21 protein-coding genes are annotated in these 17,538 nt (G+C 68.4%); all 21 read right to left on the reverse strand.

The window, feature by feature from the left end:
* The 21 genes from rplE to GVV04_RS07500 all read right to left on the reverse strand — a co-directional run bounded on the left by rplE (nt 1) and on the right by GVV04_RS07500 (nt 17,487).
* Entirely contained in the window at nt 1–570 is a 570-nt protein-coding gene (gene rplE, locus GVV04_RS07400; RefSeq protein ID WP_117665105.1) for a 50S ribosomal protein L5, read from the reverse strand.
* The gene (gene rplX, locus GVV04_RS07405) at nt 570–890 is read right to left on the reverse strand and encodes a 50S ribosomal protein L24 (protein ID WP_161685897.1); all 321 of its coding nucleotides are present in this window, start codon (nt 888–890) and stop codon (nt 570–572) included. The genes rplE and rplX overlap by 1 nt, the downstream gene beginning before the upstream one ends.
* Entirely contained in the window at nt 887–1,255 is a 369-nt protein-coding gene (gene rplN, locus GVV04_RS07410) for a 50S ribosomal protein L14 (protein ID WP_023358185.1), read from the reverse strand. Before rplN ends, rplX begins: the two co-directional genes overlap by 4 nt.
* A 98-nt stretch (nt 1,256–1,353) precedes the next feature.
* Nucleotides 1,354–1,635: a 30S ribosomal protein S17 gene (rpsQ, locus tag GVV04_RS07415; RefSeq protein ID WP_161685899.1), complete on the reverse strand. Its 282-nt coding sequence runs from the start codon at nt 1,633–1,635 to the stop codon at nt 1,354–1,356.
* Complete coding sequence (rpmC, locus tag GVV04_RS07420; RefSeq protein WP_161685901.1) at nt 1,632–1,868, reverse strand: 50S ribosomal protein L29; 237 nt, start codon at nt 1,866–1,868, stop codon at nt 1,632–1,634. Before rpmC ends, rpsQ begins: the two co-directional genes overlap by 4 nt.
* Nucleotides 1,868–2,293: a 50S ribosomal protein L16 gene (rplP, locus tag GVV04_RS07425; protein ID WP_161685903.1), complete on the reverse strand. Its 426-nt coding sequence runs from the start codon at nt 2,291–2,293 to the stop codon at nt 1,868–1,870. The genes rpmC and rplP overlap by 1 nt, the downstream gene beginning before the upstream one ends.
* 3 nt (nt 2,294–2,296) lie before the next feature.
* Nucleotides 2,297–3,163, reverse strand: coding sequence for a 30S ribosomal protein S3 (rpsC, locus tag GVV04_RS07430; protein ID WP_161685905.1), 867 nt, complete (start codon nt 3,161–3,163; stop codon nt 2,297–2,299).
* The gene (rplV, locus tag GVV04_RS07435) at nt 3,163–3,621 is read right to left on the reverse strand and encodes a 50S ribosomal protein L22 (RefSeq protein WP_161685907.1); all 459 of its coding nucleotides are present in this window, start codon (nt 3,619–3,621) and stop codon (nt 3,163–3,165) included. The genes rpsC and rplV overlap by 1 nt, the downstream gene beginning before the upstream one ends.
* A 40-nt stretch (nt 3,622–3,661) precedes the next feature.
* On the reverse strand, nt 3,662–3,943 hold the full coding sequence (gene rpsS / locus GVV04_RS07440; protein WP_161685909.1) for a 30S ribosomal protein S19: 282 nt from the start codon (nt 3,941–3,943) through the stop codon (nt 3,662–3,664).
* Nucleotides 3,944–3,955: 12 nt separating this feature from the next.
* Nucleotides 3,956–4,795, reverse strand: a complete 840-nt coding sequence (gene rplB / locus GVV04_RS07445) for a 50S ribosomal protein L2 (protein ID WP_161685911.1) — start codon at nt 4,793–4,795, stop codon at nt 3,956–3,958.
* Between the two features lie 12 nt (nt 4,796–4,807).
* Nucleotides 4,808–5,110: a 50S ribosomal protein L23 gene (rplW, locus tag GVV04_RS07450; RefSeq protein ID WP_161685913.1), complete on the reverse strand. Its 303-nt coding sequence runs from the start codon at nt 5,108–5,110 to the stop codon at nt 4,808–4,810.
* The gene (gene rplD, locus GVV04_RS07455; RefSeq protein WP_161685915.1) at nt 5,107–5,784 is read right to left on the reverse strand and encodes a 50S ribosomal protein L4; all 678 of its coding nucleotides are present in this window, start codon (nt 5,782–5,784) and stop codon (nt 5,107–5,109) included. The genes rplW and rplD overlap by 4 nt, the downstream gene beginning before the upstream one ends.
* Nucleotides 5,781–6,446 carry a 50S ribosomal protein L3 gene (rplC, locus tag GVV04_RS07460; RefSeq protein ID WP_161685917.1) on the reverse strand — a complete coding sequence of 222 codons (666 nt, stop codon included), beginning with the start codon at nt 6,444–6,446 and terminating at the stop codon, nt 5,781–5,783. The genes rplD and rplC overlap by 4 nt, the downstream gene beginning before the upstream one ends.
* Before the next feature lie 11 nt (nt 6,447–6,457).
* Nucleotides 6,458–6,766, reverse strand: coding sequence for a 30S ribosomal protein S10 (rpsJ, locus tag GVV04_RS07465; RefSeq protein ID WP_007073037.1), 309 nt, complete (start codon nt 6,764–6,766; stop codon nt 6,458–6,460).
* 354 nt (nt 6,767–7,120) lie between these two features.
* Nucleotides 7,121–8,314, reverse strand: coding sequence for an elongation factor Tu (gene tuf, locus GVV04_RS07470; RefSeq protein ID WP_161685919.1), 1,194 nt, complete (start codon nt 8,312–8,314; stop codon nt 7,121–7,123).
* Between the two features lie 222 nt (nt 8,315–8,536).
* Entirely contained in the window at nt 8,537–10,633 is a 2,097-nt protein-coding gene (gene fusA, locus GVV04_RS07475; protein WP_161685921.1) for an elongation factor G, read from the reverse strand.
* A gap of 75 nt (nt 10,634–10,708) precedes the next feature.
* A complete protein-coding gene (gene rpsG, locus GVV04_RS07480) occupies nt 10,709–11,179 on the reverse strand; it encodes a 30S ribosomal protein S7 (RefSeq protein ID WP_161685923.1) in 471 nt (156 codons plus the stop codon).
* A gap of 1 nt (nt 11,180) precedes the next feature.
* Nucleotides 11,181–11,555 carry a 30S ribosomal protein S12 gene (gene rpsL, locus GVV04_RS07485; protein WP_007465318.1) on the reverse strand — a complete coding sequence of 125 codons (375 nt, stop codon included), beginning with the start codon at nt 11,553–11,555 and terminating at the stop codon, nt 11,181–11,183.
* A gap of 548 nt (nt 11,556–12,103) precedes the next feature.
* Entirely contained in the window at nt 12,104–12,472 is a 369-nt protein-coding gene (locus GVV04_RS34310; RefSeq protein WP_161686756.1) for a hypothetical protein, read from the reverse strand.
* A 581-nt stretch (nt 12,473–13,053) separates the two neighbouring features.
* Nucleotides 13,054–13,422, reverse strand: a complete 369-nt coding sequence (locus GVV04_RS07495) for a hypothetical protein (protein WP_161685925.1) — start codon at nt 13,420–13,422, stop codon at nt 13,054–13,056.
* 177 nt (nt 13,423–13,599) lie between these two features.
* Nucleotides 13,600–17,487, reverse strand: a complete 3,888-nt coding sequence (locus tag GVV04_RS07500; RefSeq protein ID WP_161685927.1) for a DNA-directed RNA polymerase subunit beta' — start codon at nt 17,485–17,487, stop codon at nt 13,600–13,602.
* Nucleotides 17,488–17,538: the final 51 nt, after the last annotated feature.

Here is a 17,538-nt window from a genome sequence, read left to right on the forward strand (position 1 = left end):
TCAGTTCTCCTTGAACGGGAAGCCCAGGAGCTTGAGCAGCGCCCGGCCCTCGTCGTCGGTCGTGGCGGTCGTGACCACCGTGATGTCCATGCCCCGCTGGCGATCGATCTTGTCCTGGTCGATCTCGTGGAACACCGACTGCTCGGTCAGACCGAACGTGTAGTTGCCGTGCCCGTCGAGCTTGCGCCCGTCCAGACCGCGGAAGTCCCGGATACGGGGCAGCGCGATGGACAGCAGGCGGTCCAGGAACTCCCACATCCGGTCGCCGCGCAGGGTGACCTTCGCGCCGATCGGCATGCCCTCGCGGAGCTTGAACTGCGCGATGGACTTGGTCGCCCGCCGCACCTGCGGCTTCTGGCCGGTGATGGTGGCCAGGTCCCGGACGGCGCCGTCGATCAGCTTGGCGTCCCGGGCGGCCTCGCCGACACCCATGTTGACGACGATCTTGACCAGCCGCGGCACCTGCATGGGGTTGCCGAAGCTGTGCTGCTCCTGCAGCTTGGCCACGATCTCGTTGCGGTACCGCTCCTTGAGGCGCGGCATGGTCTTGGTTTCGGTAGCCGTGGTCATCACAGGTCCTTACCGGTGCTACGCGCGATGCGGACCTTCTGGCCGTTGTCGTCGAAGCGGTACCCGACGCGGGTCGGGTTCCCCTCGGAATCCAGGACCTGCACGTTGGAGACGTGGATCGGGGCTTCCTGGGTGACGATGCCACCGGTCTTGGCGCCACGCTGGGTGGTGCTGATACGGGTGTGCTTCTTGACCCGGTTCACGCCCTCGACCAGGATCTTGTCCTGCCGCGGGTAGGACGCGATCACCTTGCCCTTGGCACCCTTGTCCTTGCCGGCGATGACGACGACCGTGTCGCCCTTCTTGACCTTCACGGTCACAACACCTCCGGCGCGAGGGAAATAATCTTCATGAACCGCTTGTCCCGCAGCTCCCGGCCCACCGGGCCGAAGATACGGGTACCGCGCGGGTCCCCACCGTCCTTGATGATGACGGCGGCGTTCTCGTCGAAGCGAATGTACGAGCCGTCCGGCCGCCGCCGCTCCTTGGCGGTGCGGACGATGACGGCCTTGACGACGTCGCCCTTCTTCACACCGGCACCCGGGATCGCGTCCTTGACCGTGGCCACGATGACGTCGCCGATGCTCGCGTAGCGCCGACCGGAGCCCCCGAGAACCCGGATGCACAGGATCTCCCGGGCACCCGTGTTGTCGGCGACGCGCAGTCGCGACTCCTGCTGAATCACGTCTATCTCCTATGTCTGCCGGTTCTCCGGCCGCACTGCCGCGGCCGGAGCCTGGCGGAACCCGCGCCCGACTGAAGCCGGGCGAGATCGAGCCTTCGCTACTTGGCCTTTTCCTGGATCTCCACGATCCGCCAACGCTTCGTGGCGGACAGCGGCCGGGTCTCCATGATCAGAACCCGGTCGCCGATGCCGGCGGCGTTCTGCTCGTCGTGCACCTTCAGCTTGCGGGTACGGCGCATGATCTTGCCGTACAGCGCGTGCCTGACCCGGTCCTCGACCTCGACCACGACGGTCTTGTCCATCTTGTCGCTGACCACGAGGCCCTCACGCACCTTGCGGCGGGTCCGCGCTTCGGCGGTGGTGGTGGTGTTCTCGCTCATGATGCAGTCACCTCAGTCGGCGCGGCGGAGAGACCCAACTCGCGCTCACGCATGATCGTGTAGATCCGGGCGATCTCCCGACGGATGACCTGCAACCGCCGGTTGTTGTCCAGCTGCCCGGTTGCGCCCTGCACGCGGAGGTTGAACAGCTCCGCCTTGGCCTCGCGCAGCTTCGTGACCAGCTCCTCGTCGGAGAGCTCACGCAGCTCGGAGGCCTTAACGCCCGCTGCCATCAGGATTCACCCACTTCGCGCGTAACAATGCGGCACTTCATCGGGAGCTTGTGGATCGCGCGACGCATCGCTTCTCGCGCGGTCTGCTCGTTGGGGAACGACATCTCGAAGAGGATCCGTCCCGGCTTGACGTTGGCGACCCACCACTCGGGCGAGCCCTTACCGGAACCCATCCGGGTTTCGGCCGGCTTCTTGGTCAGGGCCTGGTCCGGGAAGATCGAGATCCAGACCTTACCGCCACGCTTGATGTGGCGGGTCATCGCGATACGCGCCGACTCGATCTGCCGGTTCGTCACGTACGCCGGCTCGAGAGCCTGGATCCCGAACTCGCCGAACACCACGCGGTTGCCACCCTTGGACGCGCCACTGCGGTCCGGGTGGTGCGGCTTGCGGAAGCCCTTCGGGGGCTTGCGCGGCATCAGCATCTGTCAGCCCTCCTGCTGCGTTTCTGCCGGAGTCGAAGCGACCGAGGCGACAGCAGCGCTGTCGATCGGCTCGCCGCTCGGCGTCTCAGCCTGCTGCGCGATGGTCGTCGCTGCAGCCCGGCCGGCCTCGGTGCCACCGGCGGTCGTGCCGGACGAACCGGACCGACCACGGCGCGGACGCTCCGGACGGTCGGCGCGCTCACGACGCGGGCGCGACGGCGCCTCGGCCGGGGTCTCCCGACCCGGCACCGCGTCACCCTTGTAGATCCAGACCTTCACGCCGATGCGGCCGAAGGTGGTACGGGCCTCGAAGAAGCCGTACTCGATGTTGGCCCGCAGCGTGTGCAGCGGGACGCGACCCTCGCGGTAGAACTCGGTCCGGCTCATCTCGGCGCCGCCGAGGCGACCCGAGACCTGGACCCGGATGCCCTTGCACACCGGGTTCTTCATCGCCGACTGCATCGCCTTGCGCATCGCCCGACGGAAGCTGACCCGGCTGGAGAGCTGCTCGGCGACGCCCTGGGCGACCAGCTGCGCGTCCGACTCGGGGTTCTTCACCTCGATGATGTTCAGCTGCACCTGCTTGCCGGTGAGCTTCTCCAGCTCGCCGCGGATCCGGTCGGCCTCCGCACCCTTCCGGCCGATGACAATGCCCGGCCGGGCGGTGTGGATGTCGACGCGGACCCGGTCCCGGGTGCGCTCGATGTCGACCTTGGAGATGCCGGCGCGCTCGAGGCCCTTGGACATCATCCGGCGGATCTTGACATCCTCGCCGATGTAGTCCTTGTAGAGCTTGTCCGCGAACCAGCGGGACTTCCAGTCGGTCGAGATGCCGAGCCGGAACCCAGTGGGGTGAACCTTCTGACCCATTACTCGGCGCCCTCCGTCTTGCTCTCCGTCTCAGCGGCCTCAGCCTGCTTCGCCGGGGCGACCTTCTTCGCCGCGGACTTCTTCGGCGCAGCCGGCGCGACCGCCTCGACCGCCACAGTGATGTGGCAGGTCCGCTTGCGGATCCGGTACGCCCGGCCCTGCGCCCGCGGCCGGAACCGCTTCATCGTCGGGCCCTCGTCGACGAACGCCTCGCTGACCAGCAGCGCGTCGGGGTCCAGCCGCTCGTTGTTCTCCGCGTTCGCGATCGCGCTCGCGAGCACCTTGTACACCTGCTCGCTCGCAGCCTGCGGCGCGAACTGCAGCACCGTGAGCGCCTCCTTCGCGGGCAGGCCGCGGACGAGGTTGACCACCCGGCGCGCCTTCATCGGCGAGATGCGCACGTGCCGCGCAATCGCCCGCGCGCCCGGAAGCACCGGAGCGTCGCCCTTTCCTGGCATCGCTGTAACCCCTTGTTCCTCTATCCGTATGCCCGCGGCGTCAGCGCCGGCGGCTCTTCCGGTCGTCCTTCTCGTGACCCTTGAACGTGCGGGTCAGCGCGAACTCGCCGAGCTTGTGCCCGACCATCGCCTCGGTAACGAACACCGGGACGTGCTTGCGTCCGTCATGCACGGCGATCGTGTGGCCGAGCATCTCGGGGATGATCGTCGAGCGCCGCGACCAGGTCTTGATGACGTTCTTCGTGCCCTTGTCGTTCTGCGTCTCCACCTTCTTGAGCAGGTGGTCGTCGACGAACGGGCCCTTCTTCAGGCTGCGAGGCATGTCTTATCTCCCTCAGCCGCGCTTACGCGTGGCGTAGCGGCGGCGAACGATCAGCCGGTCACTCGGCTGGCCCTTGCGACGGGTGCGGCCCTCGGGCTTACCCTGCGGGTTGACCGGGTGACGGCCACCTGAGGTCTTACCCTCACCGCCACCGTGCGGGTGGTCGACCGGGTTCATGGCGACACCGCGGACGGTCGGGCGCCGGCCCTTCCACCGCATCCGGCCGGCCTTGCCCCAGTTGATGTTCGACTGGTCGGCGTTGCCGATCTCGCCGACGCTGGCGCGACACCGCACGTCGACCCGCCGGATCTCACCGGACGGCAGACGCAGGGTGGCGTACACGCCCTCCCGGCCGAGCAGCTGGACGCCGACGCCGGCCGAGCGGGCCAGCTTGGCGCCGCCGCCCGGACGCAGCTCCACGTTGTGGATGGTGGTACCGACCGGGATGTTGCGCAGCGGCAGGTTGTTACCCGGCTTGATGTCGGCGCCCGGGCCGGACTCGACCGCGTCGCCCTGCTTCAGGTCCTTCGGCGCGAGGATGTAGCGCTTCTCGCCGTCGGCGTAGTGCAGCAGCGCGATGCGCGCGGTGCGGTTCGGGTCGTACTCGATGTGCGCGACCTTCGCCGGGATGCCGTCCTTGTCGACCCGCTTGAAGTCGATCAGACGGTACTGGCGCTTGTGGCCGCCACCGTGGTGCCGGGTGGTGATCCGGCCGTGGACGTTACGCCCGCCCTTTTTCGGCAGCGGCGCGAGCAGCGACTTCTCGGGCTTCGACCGGGTGATCTCGGCGAAGTCGGCGACGCTCGAGCCACGCCGGCCCGGCGTCGTCGGCTTGTATTTACGGATAGCCATTGTCTACACCCCTCAGCTGACCGGGCCGCCGAAGGCCTCGATACGGTCACCGTCAGCCAGCTTCACGATCGCCCGCTTGGTGGCCTTGCGCTGACCGAAACCGGTCTTCGTGCGCTTGCGCTTACCCTCACGGTTGAGCGTGTTGACCGTCAGGACGCGGACGTTGAAGATCTGCTGGATAGCGATCTTGATCTCAGTCTTGTTGGCGTCCGGGCGCACCAGGAAGGTGTACCAGTTCCGGTTCAGCTCGCTGTAGCTCTTCTCCGAGACGACCGGCGCGACGATGATGTCCCGCGGATCGGCGATCGTGCTCACTTGCCACCCTCCTCGGTGGTCTCGGCGGGCTCGGTCGCCCGGCCGACTACCGTCGGCAGCCCCAGGAACTCGTCCAGGGCGTCCTTGGTGAAGACCACGTCGTCGGCCACCAGCACGTCGTACGTGTTGAGCTGGCCGGCCTCGATCAGGTGCACCCGCGGCTCGTTGCGCAGCGACACCCAGTTCAGCTCGTCGGTGCTGCTCAGCACGACCAGGACCCGGTTGGCCTCGGTCAGCTTGACCAGCGTGGCCAGTGCGGCCTTGGTCGACGGCTTCTCGCCCGAGACGAAAGCCTCGACGACGTGCACCTGGCCAGCGCGGGCCCGGTCGGAGAGAGCGCCACGCAGGGCGGCGGCCTTCATCTTCTTCGGGGTCCGCTGGCTGTAGTCACGCGGCACCGGGCCGTGCACCACGCCACCGCCGGCGAACTGCGGCGCGCGGATCGAGCCCTGACGGGCCCGACCGGTGCCCTTCTGCTTGTACGGCTTCTTGCCGCCACCGGCGACCTCGCCGCGGGTCTTGGCCTTGTGCGTGCCCTGGCGGGCCGCCGCGAGCTGAGCCACCACGACCTGGTGCATCAGCGCGACGTTGGCCTGGACGTCGAAGATGTCGGCCGGCAGCTCCACGGAGCTGCTCTTGGCGCCTTCGACGTTGAGGACGTCAACGGTGGTCACTTGGCCACACCGCCCTTCTTCACCTTGGTCTTGGCCGCGCTGCGGACCAGGACCAGCGCGCCCTTGGGACCGGGAATGGCCCCACGGACGAGCAGGAGGTTGTTCTCGGTGTCGACCGCCTGGACGGTCAGGTTCTGGACGGTGTAGCGCACGCCACCCATCCGGCCGGCCATCCGGGTGCCCTTGAAGACGCGACCCGGGGTGGCGCAGGCGCCGATCGAGCCGGGCGAGCGGTGCTTGCGCTCGACACCGTGGCTGGCGCGCAGGCCGTGGAAGCCGTGCCGCTTCATCGGGCCGGCGTAGCCCTTGCCCTTGGTCTTGCCGGTGACGTCGATGCTGACGCCGACCGGGAACTCCTCGACCGTGACCTCCTGGCCCAGCGAGTAGTCCGCGGCGTCCGCGGTGCGCAGCTCGACGATGTGTCGGCGCGGCGCCACGTCCGCCTTCGCGTAGTGCCCGCTGACCGGCTTCTTCACCTTGCGCGGGTCGATCGTGCCGTAGGCGAGCTGGACCGCGGAGTAACCGTCCTTCTCGGCGCTACGAACCTGGCTGATGACGCACGGGCCGGCCTGAACCACGGTCACCGGGACAACACGGTTGTTGTCCCAGACCTGGGTCATGCCGAGCTTTGCGCCCAGGATCCCCTTGACTTGCCTGTCCATTTGTCCGGTCCCTACAGCTTGATCTCGATGTCGACGCCAGCCGGCAGGTCGAGGCGCATGAGCGAGTCGACCGTCTTCGGAGTCGGGTCGATGATGTCGATCAGCCGCTTGTGCGTGCGCATCTCGAAGTGCTCGCGCGAGTCCTTGTACTTGTGCGGCGAGCGGATGACGCAGAAACGGTTGATCTCCGTGGGCAGCGGCACCGGGCCAGCGACCTGCGCCCCGGTACGCGTCACCGTCTCGACGATCTTCCGCGCCGAGGAGTCGACGACCTCGTGGTCATAGGCCTTGAGCCGGATGCGGATCTTCTGTCCCGCCATGGTGGCTTCTGTTCCTTCTCTCGATGCCGCTGTGTCGCGGGCACCTGCACCGGCTGGCACAGGCCCACTTCCGCCGACCCCCGCGGTCGGGCGTGTCGCGCCCTCGGACCAGGCTCCGCCCCGGGACTCCGGAGCTCTGCTGACCGCGCGGTGGGTCATGGCGCCGATCGCGTCACCGCGACCTGGGCGCCGTGCGAGGGTGGTTGGCCGCCAGGGACAGGCCAACCACCCTACGCGCGACTGTTCAACGACCCGGAGGTCCAGCGGACGCCGGACACGGGCGACGAACTGTCGTTACGCAACCTGACTAGTATGCCCCACTACCGGCAGCAACGCTAATCGGGGTTACCCAGCTCACTTGAGGATCTTGGTGACGCGACCCGCGCCGACCGTACGGCCACCCTCCCGGATCGCGAACTTGAGGTTGTCCTCCATCGCGATGGGCTGGATCAGCTTCACGGTCATCGTGGTGTTGTCGCCAGGCATGACCATCTCGGTGCCCTCGGGCAGCGTGACGACGCCGGTGACGTCCGTGGTCCGGAAGTAGAACTGCGGACGGTAGTTCTGGAAGAACGGGGTGTGCCGCCCGCCCTCTTCCTTCGAGAGGATGTAGACGGTCGCCTCGAAGTCCGTGTGCGGGGTCGTGGTGCCCGGCTTGACGACGACCATGCCGCGCTCGACGTCCTCGCGCTTGGTGCCACGCAGCAGGAGGCCGACGTTCTCGCCTGCGCGGGCGTCGTCCAGGGTCTTCCGGAACATCTCGATCGCGGTGACCTTGGTCTTGAAGCCCTTCTCGCGGATGCCGACGACCTCGACGTCCTCGTTCGGGAGCAGCACGCCACGCTCGACACGACCGGTGACGACGGTGCCACGACCGGTGATCGTGAACACGTCCTCGACGGGCATGAGGAACGGCTTCTCGGTCTCGCGCTCCGGCTGCGGAATCGCGGTGTCGACCGCGTTCATCAGCTCGAGCAGCTTCTCGGTCCAGACCGGGTCGCCCTCGAGCGCCTTCAGCGCGGAGACCTGGACGACCGGCAGGTCGTCACCCGGGTACTCCTGCGTCGAGAGCAGCTCGCGGACCTCGAGCTCGACGAGCTCCAGGAGCTCCTCGTCGTCGACCATGTCGCTCTTGTTGAGCGCCACGACGATGTACGGCACACCGACCTGACGGGCCAGCAGCACGTGCTCGCGGGTCTGCGGCATCGGGCCGTCGGTCGCCGCGACCACCAGGATCGCGCCGTCCATCTGCGCGGCACCGGTGATCATGTTCTTGATGTAGTCGGCGTGCCCGGGGCAGTCGACGTGCGCGTAGTGCCGAGACTCGGTCTGGTACTCGACGTGCGCGATCGAGATCGTGATGCCGCGGGCCTTCTCCTCCGGCGCCTTGTCGATCTGGTCGAACGGCGTGTAGGGGTTCAGGTCCGGGTACTGGTCGTGCAGGACCTTGGTGATGGCCGCCGTCAGCGTCGTCTTACCGTGGTCGATGTGACCAATGGTGCCGATGTTGACGTGCGGCTTAGTCCGCTCGAACTTAGCCTTCGCCACTGGTGTCCTCCTGTGGACTTCTTGGTTCGTTCGCCCCGGCGCGCCAGGTCGGCGCTTAGGACTCTGTCGACAGCCCTTCCGGCCTCGCGGCCGGATAGCTTTGGTGGGTTCTGCGGCGATGAAGCCTACAGGCCCGGTCTCACGCAACCCGACCGAGGTGGCCGCGGGCGGGGATACCCTCCCGCGACCAGCCCCGGTTCATCCGGTCAGCTCAGGTGAGCGTCACTCACCCGTCGCCTTGGCGATGATCTCCCTCGCCACGCTCTGCGGAACCTCGGCGTAGGAGTCGAACTGCATGCTGTAGCTAGCCCGGCCCTGGGTCTTCGACCGCAGGTCGCCGACGTAGCCGAACATCTCCGACAACGGCACCAGAGCCTTCACGATGCGGGCGCCGCTGCGCTCCTCCATCGCCTGGATGATGCCACGGCGGGAGTTGAGGTCGCCGATGACGTCACCCATGTTCTCCTCAGGAGTGGTGACCTCAACGGCCATCATCGGCTCGAGCAGTGCGGGGTCGGCCTTGCGGGCCGCCTCCTTCATCACCATCGAGCCGGCGATCTTGAACGCCATTTCCGAGGAGTCGACCTCGTGGTACTGGCCGTCCAGCAGCGTCAGCTTGACACCGACCAGCGGGAAGCCGGCCAGGATGCCGTACTGCATCGCGTCCTGGGCACCCGCGTCCACCGACGGGATGAACTCCCGGGGGATACGGCCACCGCTGACAGCGTTGGCGAACTCGTACGTCGGGGAGTCGTTGTCCAGCGGCAGCGGCTCCACGCTGACGATCACGCGGGCGTACTGGCCGGAACCACCGGTCTGCTTCTTGTGGGTGTACTCGATCTTATCCACCTTGCGGCGGATCGTCTCGCGGTACGCCACCTGCGGCTTGCCGATGTTCGCCTCGACGTTGAACTCGCGGCGCATCCGGTCGACCAGGATGTCCAGGTGCAGCTCGCCCATGCCGGAGATGACCGTCTGACCGGTCTCCTCGTCCAGCTTGACGCGGAAGGTCGGGTCCTCCTCCGCCAGCCTCTGGATGGCGGTGCTGAGCTTCTCCTGGTCGGCCTTGGTCTTCGGCTCGATGGCGACCTCGATGACCGGCTCCGGGAAGGTCATCGACTCCAGGATGACCGGGTTCGCCGGGTCGCACAGCGTGTCACCGGTGGTGGTCTGCTTCAGACCCTGCACCGCGATGATGTCGCCAGCCTGGGCAGAGCCGCGCTCTTCCCGCTTGTTGGCGTGCATCTGGTAGATCTTGCCGATCCGCTCCTTGCGGTCCTTGGTGGAGTTGACCACCTGGTTGCCGGTCTCGACCACGCCGGAGTAGACCCGGACGTAGGTGAGCTTGCCAAGGTGCTTGTCGGTCTGGATCTTGAAGGCGAGACCGGCGAACGGCTCCGACTTCGACGGCTTCCGCTGCAACGGCGTCTCACCGTCGGTCGCGGTGCCCACGATCGCAGGGACGTCCAGCGGCGACGGCAGGAAGTCGACCACGGCGTCGAGCATCGGCTGGACGCCCTTGTTCTTGAACGCCGAGCCGCAGAGCACCGGGTTGGCCTTGCTGGCGATGGTCGCGCGCCGGATGGCGGCCTTGATCTCCTCGACGGAGATCTCCTCGCCCTCCAGGTACTTCTCCATCACCGCGTCGTCGACGTCGGCCAGGGTCTCCACCAGCTTCTCGCGCCACTCGGTCGCGGAGTCGGCCAGGTCGGCCGGGATCTCCTCGATCGCGTAGTCCTCACCCTTCTGGGTCTCCCCGCGCCAGGTGAGGGCGCGCATGCCGATCAGGTCGACGACCCCGATGTGGTCGCCCTCGAGCCCGATCGGGATCTGGAGCACCAGCGGGGTGGCGTTGAGCCGGTCGATCATCATCTGCACGCAGCGGAAGAAGTCCGCGCCGGTCCGGTCGAGCTTGTTGACGAAGCACATCCGCGGGACGTCGTACTTGTCAGCCTGACGCCAGACGTTCTCCGTCTGCGGCTCCACGCCGGCCACACCGTCGTAGACCGCGACCGCACCATCCAGCACCCGCAGCGACCGCTCGACCTCGACCGTGAAGTCGACGTGACCGGGCGTGTCGATGATCTGGATCGTGTGGTCCTTCCACTCACACTTGGTAGCAGCGGAGGTGATGGTGATACCACGCTCCTGCTCCTGCTCCATCCAGTCCATGACGGCAGCGCCCTCGTGGACCTCACCGATCTTGTACGTGATACCGGTGTAGAAGAGGATCCGCTCGGTGGTGGTGGTCTTACCGGCATCGATGTGAGCCATGATGCCGATGTTGCGTACGTTGGCGAGCGCGTCTGCGGCGGCCACTTCAATCCCTACTTATCGTCGTCTCGACACAACTGGTGGCGGTTCCGGCGCCGCCAGGGCGCCGGAACCAGGGTGTTACCAGCGGTAGTGCGCGAAGGCCTTGTTCGACTCAGCCATCTTGTGCGTGTCCTCGCGCCGCTTCACGGCGGCACCCAGACCGTTGCTCGCGTCCAGCAGCTCGTTCATGAGCCGCTCGACCATGGTCTTCTCGCGCCGGGCCTTGGAGTACGTCACCAGCCAGCGCAGACCGAGGGTGGTCGCGCGGGTCGGGCGGACCTCGACCGGCACCTGGTAGGTGGCGCCACCGACACGGCGGCTGCGCACCTCGAGGGTCGGCTTGACGTTGTCCATCGCCCGCTTGAGGGTGACGACCGGGTCGGTGCCGGACTTCTCGCGGCAGCCCTCCAGGGCGGCGTACACGATACGCTCGGCGAGCTGGCGCTTGCCGCGCATGAGGATCTTGTTCACCAACTGGGTGACCAACGGCGAGTTGTACACCGGGTCAGCGACCAGCGGCTTCCGCGGAGCGGGTCCCTTACGCGGCATCTCAGCTCTTCTCCTTCTTCGCGCCGTAACGGCTGCGCGCCTGCTTGCGGTTGCGGACACCCTGGGTGTCCAGCGAACCGCGGACGATCTTGTAACGCACGCCAGGGAGGTCCTTCACGCGGCCGCCGCGGACGAGCACGATCGAGTGCTCCTGCAGGTTGTGACCCACGCCCGGGATGTAGGCGGTCACCTCGATCTGGCTGCTGAGCTTGACACGAGCGACCTTGCGGAGCGCCGAGTTCGGCTTCTTGGGGGTGGTGGTGTACACGCGGGTGCACACGCCGCGCCGCTGAGGGGAACCCTTCAGCGCCGGGGTCTTGGTCTTGGTCGTCTTGGCCTGGCGGCCCTTTCGGACCAGCTGCTGAATCGTGGGCACCGGGTTTCTCCGCTCCCTTCGGCCGCCATCCGGCGGCCGCGCCGTCTACTCGTAACCAACCCTGATGGGGAGGCTCTCCTACATTCCGGCCAGGCCCACCTTGCGGAGGTCCCGGCACCCGCGGTCGGGCGTGTCGCCCAGCCCACGGCCCCGGTGCCGTCGCTCGCGCGCGCACCGGATCGTCTGTCACCGGCATGCGATCACCCGCGCCGGGTCTTTGGCTCTGTCGTGTCGCCGCATGATCACCAGGTCGCCCGGGTCCAGCGCACGCACGAGTTGCCCGGGCAGGCCCGGGCACAAGGGGAAAGAGTACCTATCACAGCCGCACAGGTCAAAACGGAGGGGCCCGGAGATCGGCGTCACCGCCTGCCGGCCGAACCGTCGTGCCTGCCCATCCGCGATGAGCACCTACGGAAACAAGTGTAACGGCTTCCGCCGGGTACGCCCCGGTCGCCCCCGCCCGCACCCGCCGTCGGCCGCCCGGCGGGCCCGGGCGCCTCTGGCCGGACGTCTGACGCCGTCGATCACCGGGCCCGGCAGGCCGCAGCTCAACCGAGGCCGAGAAGCAGCGCCAGGCCCAGACCGAGCAGGCTGAGCGCCAGGCCCGTCGCGCCGCAACTGATTCCGGCCAGGGCCAGGCCCCGGCCGGTGAAGCGCACTGCGGGCGGCGGCGCGGGCCGCCGGATCTGTCGCCTGCCGAGCAGACCGGCCACCACGGCCGCCGCCCCGGCCAGCACCCCGAGGAACGTGAACACGCCGGCGGCCCAGACCCCCTGCGAGTCCGCGGTCACCCCCAGGCAGATCACCAGGACCGAGACCAGGGCCGACACGATCCCGGCCACCAACGAGCCGACCGCAAGCCCGGAGGTGACCGGGGGGACGTCGAGGTGCACCACGCCGAACGGGGTGCCGGGCACCCGGTCGACCCGCTTCGGCGGCCGGGGGGCCTCCCTGGGCGGCGGGGGCACCCGCCCCCAGCCGGCGCCCGGCCCGCCCCAGCCGACACCCGCCTGCTGGCCCGGGTACCCCGCCGGCCCCGCCCCGGGATGAGCCCCGGCCGGCTGCCCGGACCAGGGTGCCTGCGTCGGGTACGGACCGGCCGGCGACGACCAGCCGGCCGGCGGCGCGGTGCCCGGGTGCGGCGCGGGACCGGCCGGCGGGAACGGGCCCTGAGGAAGACCCGCGCTCCCGGCCCCCGGGGGCGGGGAGACCGGCGGGGGCGCGTACTCCACGGAGGCGACCTCCGGGACGATGCGGGGCCCGGCGTCCGCGTCGGCAGCCGGCCTGGCCCACAGGCTCTCCCCCGGCGAAGCGGGAGGCCCGGTCGGGTCCGGGGGCGCGGCGGGTCGCTCCGCCGAATCGCCCGAGGGCCGCGCCGGTTCCGTCACGAGGGCCTCCTGTCGCCGGTCGGTGTCCACCGCCGCGCGACGGACACCGGTCAGGCTACCGCCGCCGCCCCAGCCCTCGTGGGTGGGCGGGGACGCATCCCCCGGGACGGTCAGTCCACGTTCGGCGCGTAGTCGTGCCCGAACGGCTGCCCGGCCAGCCGGACCAGCCCGATCACCACCGCCACCACGACCGTCGTCGCGACCAGGACCAACCCCGTCCAAGCCAGCCGTTCCCCCCGCCGCAGCCAAACGCCGCCGGTGAGGAACCCCCCTGAGGCGTACGCCTCCCGGCGGGCCTGACGGGCCAGCACGAGGGCGAGCGTGGCCGGCACCACCCCACCGACGAAGAGCCCGGTGAGCGCGCCCATCAGGCCGAGGGCGAAGACCGCGCGGGCCTTGCTGGACCGGACCGGGTCAGGATCGAGCGGATGACGCGGCCCCTGCTGCGCGACGGGCACCTGCCCGGGTGCGGTCGTCATGCCCACCATCATGCCCCTCCGGCCCGGCCGCTCTCTTCCCCCACCGGAACCACGGCCGGCGGGACGGGGGTTTGGCGCACGACACGACACCCGGCCGAGGGATTCCCTTCATCGATTCTCGGTCCGAGACGCGACGAGGCCCCCGGCGGCTGCCGGGGGCCTCGTCGTTCCTACTGCTTAGCGGTACGACCCGAAGTCGAAGTCGTCCAGCGGCACGGCCTGCCCGCTGGCCGGCCCGAAGCCGTAGTCGCTCTCCGGGTAGCCGGTCATCGAGTAGACCTTGGCCTTGGCCTCCTCGGTCGGCTCGACCCGGACGTTGCGGTACTTGCTGATGCCCGTACCGGCCGGGATGAGCTTACCGATGATCACGTTCTCCTTGAGGCCGACCAGCGAGTCGCTGCGCGAGTTGATCGCCGCGTCGGTCAGCACCCGGGTGGTCTCCTGGAAGGAGGCCGCCGAGAGCCAGGAGTCCGTGGCCAGCGAGGCCTTGGTGATACCCATCAGCACCGGACGACCGGCGGCGGGCTCGCCGCCCTCGGAGACGAGCCGGCGGTTCTCCGACTCGAACAGCGCCCGGTCGACCAGCACGCCCGGCAGGAACTCGGTCGAGCCGGAGTCGATGACCGTCACCCGCTTCAGCATCTGGCGGATGATGATCTCGATGTGCTTGTCGTGGATGAGCACACCCTGCGAGCGGTAGACCTGCTGGACCTCCTGGGTCAGGTGGACCTGGACCGCGCGCGGGCCGAGGATGCGCAGCAGCTCGTGCGGGTCGATGGTGCCCTCGGTGAGCTTCTCGCCGACCTCGACGTGGTCGCCGTCGTGGGCCCGCAGACGAACCCGCTTGGAGATCTTGTCGTAGACGATCTCCTCGCTGCCGTCGTCCGGCACCACGATGATCTTCCGCGACCGCTCGCCGTCCTCGATCCGGATCCGGCCCGGGGTGTCGGCGATCGGCGCCTTGCCCTTCGGGACCCGGGCCTCGAAGATCTCCTGGACACGGGGCAGACCCTGGGTGATGTCCTCACCCGCGACACCACCGGTGTGGAACGTACGCATCGTCAGCTGCGTACCGGGCTCACCGATCGACTGGGCGGCGATGATGCCGACCGCCTCGCCGACGTCCACGGTCTTGCCGGTCGGCAGCGAGCGGCCGTAGCACGCACCGCAGACGCCCAGCTTCGACTCGCAGGTGAGCACGCTGCGCACCCGGATCGTCTCCACCCCGGCGGCGACGATCCGGTCGACCCCGATGGAGTTGACGTCCTGGCCGCGCTCGGCGACGACGTTGCCGTCCGGCCCCTTGATGTCGTCCGCCAGGGTCCGGGCGTGCACGCTGGTCTCGGCGTGCTCGTGGACGTACAGCTTGCCGTCGCGCCGCTCGCCGATCTGCATCGGGATGGCCCGGTCGGTGCCGCAGTCCTCCTCGCGGATGATGACGTCCTGCGACACGTCCACCAGACGACGGGTCAGGTAACCCGAGTCGGCGGTCCGCAGCGCGGTGTCGGCGAGACCCTTGCGGGCACCGTGCGTGGAGATGAAGTACTCCAGCACGGACAGACCCTCCCGGTAGCTGGCCTTGATCGGCCGGGGGATGATCTCGCCCTTCGGGTTGGCCACCAGACCACGGATCGCGGCGATCTGACGGAGCTGGAGCAGGTTACCGCGGGCACCCGAATTGATCATCTTCCACAGCGGGTTCTCCTGCGGCAGCGCGGTGTCCATCTCCTTGGCGACCTCGTTGGTCGCCTTGGTCCAGATCTCGATGAGCTCGCCGCGACGCTCCTCGGCGGTCATCAGACCCCGCTGGTACTGCTTGTCGATCCGGTCGGCTTCCTTCTCGTACTTCTCCAGGATCTCCCGCTTGCGCGGCGGAGCGATGACGTCCTCCATGCCGATCGTCACGCCGGACCAGGTGGCCCAGTGGAAACCGGCCTCCTTGAGGCCGTCCAGGGTGGCGGCCAGCGCCACCTTCGGGAAGCGCTCGGCCAGGTCGTTGACGATCGCGGAGAGCTGACCCTTGCGGATCTCGTAGTTCACGAAGCGGTAGCCCTGCGGCAGCGTCTCGTTGAACAGCACCCGGCCCAGGGTGGTCTCGACGGTGAGCGGGTCACCCTCGACCCAGCCCTCAGGCGCGACCCACGGCTCGGCGCCGGCGCCGTTGTCGACCCCGACCAGCCCGCGCAGGCGGATCTTCACCGGCGCCTGCAGGTGCAGCTCGCTGGCGTCGAAGGCCATCCGGGCCTCGGCGTCCGAGCTGAACGGCCGGCCCTCGCCCTTCTCACCGGCCCTGAGGTGGGTGAGGTGGTAGAGGCCGATGACCATGTCCTGGGTGGGCATGGTGACCGGCTTGCCGTCGGCCGGCTTGAGGATGTTGTTCGACGACAGCATCAGGATCCGCGCCTCGGCCTGAGCCTCGGCGGACAGCGGCACGTGCACCGCCATCTGGTCACCGTCGAAGTCGGCGTTGAACGCGGTGCAGACCAGCGGGTGGATCTGGATCGCCTTGCCCTCGACGAGCTGCGGCTCGAAGGCCTGGATGCCCAGTCGGTGCAGGGTCGGCGCGCGGTTCAGCAGCACCGGGTGCTCGCCGATGACCTCTTCCAGCACGTCCCACACGACCGGCCGCTGCCGCTCGACCATCCGCTTGGCGGACTTGATGTTCTGCGCGTGGTTGAGGTCCACCAGCCGCTTCATCACGAACGGCTTGAACAGCTCCAGCGCCATCTGCTTGGGCAGGCCGCACTGGTGCAGCTTCAGCTTCGGGCCGACCACGATGACCGAACGGCCGGAGTAGTCGACGCGCTTGCCGAGCAGGTTCTGCCGGAACCGGCCCTGCTTGCCCTTGAGCATGTCGGACAGCGACTTGAGCGGGCGGTTGCCCGGACCGGTGACCGGCCGGCCGCGGCGGCCGTTGTCGAACAGCGCGTCGACGGCCTCCTGGAGCATCCGCTTCTCGTTGTTGACGATGATCTCGGGCGCGCCGAGGTCGATCAGCCGCTTGAGGCGGTTGTTCCGGTTGATCACGCGGCGGTACAGGTCGTTCAGGTCGGAGGTCGCGAAGCGGCCACCGTCGAGCTGCACCATCGGGCGCAGGTCCGGCGGGATGACCGGGACGCAGTCCAGCACCATGCCGAGCGGCGAGTTGCGGGTGTTCAGGAACGCCGCGACGACCTTGAGCCGCTTGAGCGCCCGGATCTTCCGCTGGCCCTTGCCGGAGCGGATGGTCTCGCGCAGGCTCTCGGCCTCGGTGGCGAGGTCCATGTTCTGGACCAGCGCCTTGATGGCCTCGGCGCCCATCGCCCCGGTGAAGTACTCGCCGAACCGGTCGCGCAGCTCCCGGTAGAGCAGCTCGTCGGTGACGAGCTGCTTCGAGTCCAGCTTGCGGAAGGTGTCGAGCACCTCGTCCAGGCGGTCGATCTCGCGCTGGGCCCGGTCGCGGATCTGGCGCATCTCGCGCTCTCCGCCCTCCTTGACCTTGCGCCGGACGTCCGCCTTCGCGCCCTCGGCCTCCAGCTCGGCCAGGTCGGCCTCGAGCTTGGCGGCCCGCTTCTCGATCTCCGAGTCGCGGCTGTTCTCGGACTGCCGCTTCTCGGCCAGGATCTCGTTCTCGATGGTCGAGAGGTCGCGGTGACGCGACTCGGCGTCCACGCTCGTGATCACGTACGAGGCGAAGTAGATGATCTTTTCGAGGTCCTTCGGGGCGAGGTCCAGCAGGTAACCCAGCCGGCTCGGCACGCCCTTGAAGTACCAGATGTGGGTCACCGGAGCGGCCAGCTCGATGTGACCCATCCGCTCCCGGCGGACCTTGGAGCGGGTCACCTCGACGCCGCAGCGCTCGCAGATGATGCCCTTGAACCGGACCCGCTTGTACTTACCGCAGTAGCACTCCCAGTCCCGCTGCGGGCCGAAGATCTTCTCGCAGAAGAGCCCGTCCTTTTCCGGCTTGAGGGTGCGGTAGTTGATCGTCTCAGGCTTCTTGACCTCGCCGTGCGACCACTGACGGATGTCGTCGGCGGTGGCGAGACCGATGCGCAGCTCGTCGAAGAAGTTGACGTCGAGCACTATGTCCCCTATGTCGTCGTCTGTACTGCTTAGCTATTGGGTGGGGTCGGG

The organism is Micromonospora rubida (assembly GCF_009908295.1).
Classification (GTDB): Bacteria; Actinomycetota; Actinomycetes; order Mycobacteriales; family Micromonosporaceae; genus Micromonospora; species Micromonospora rubida.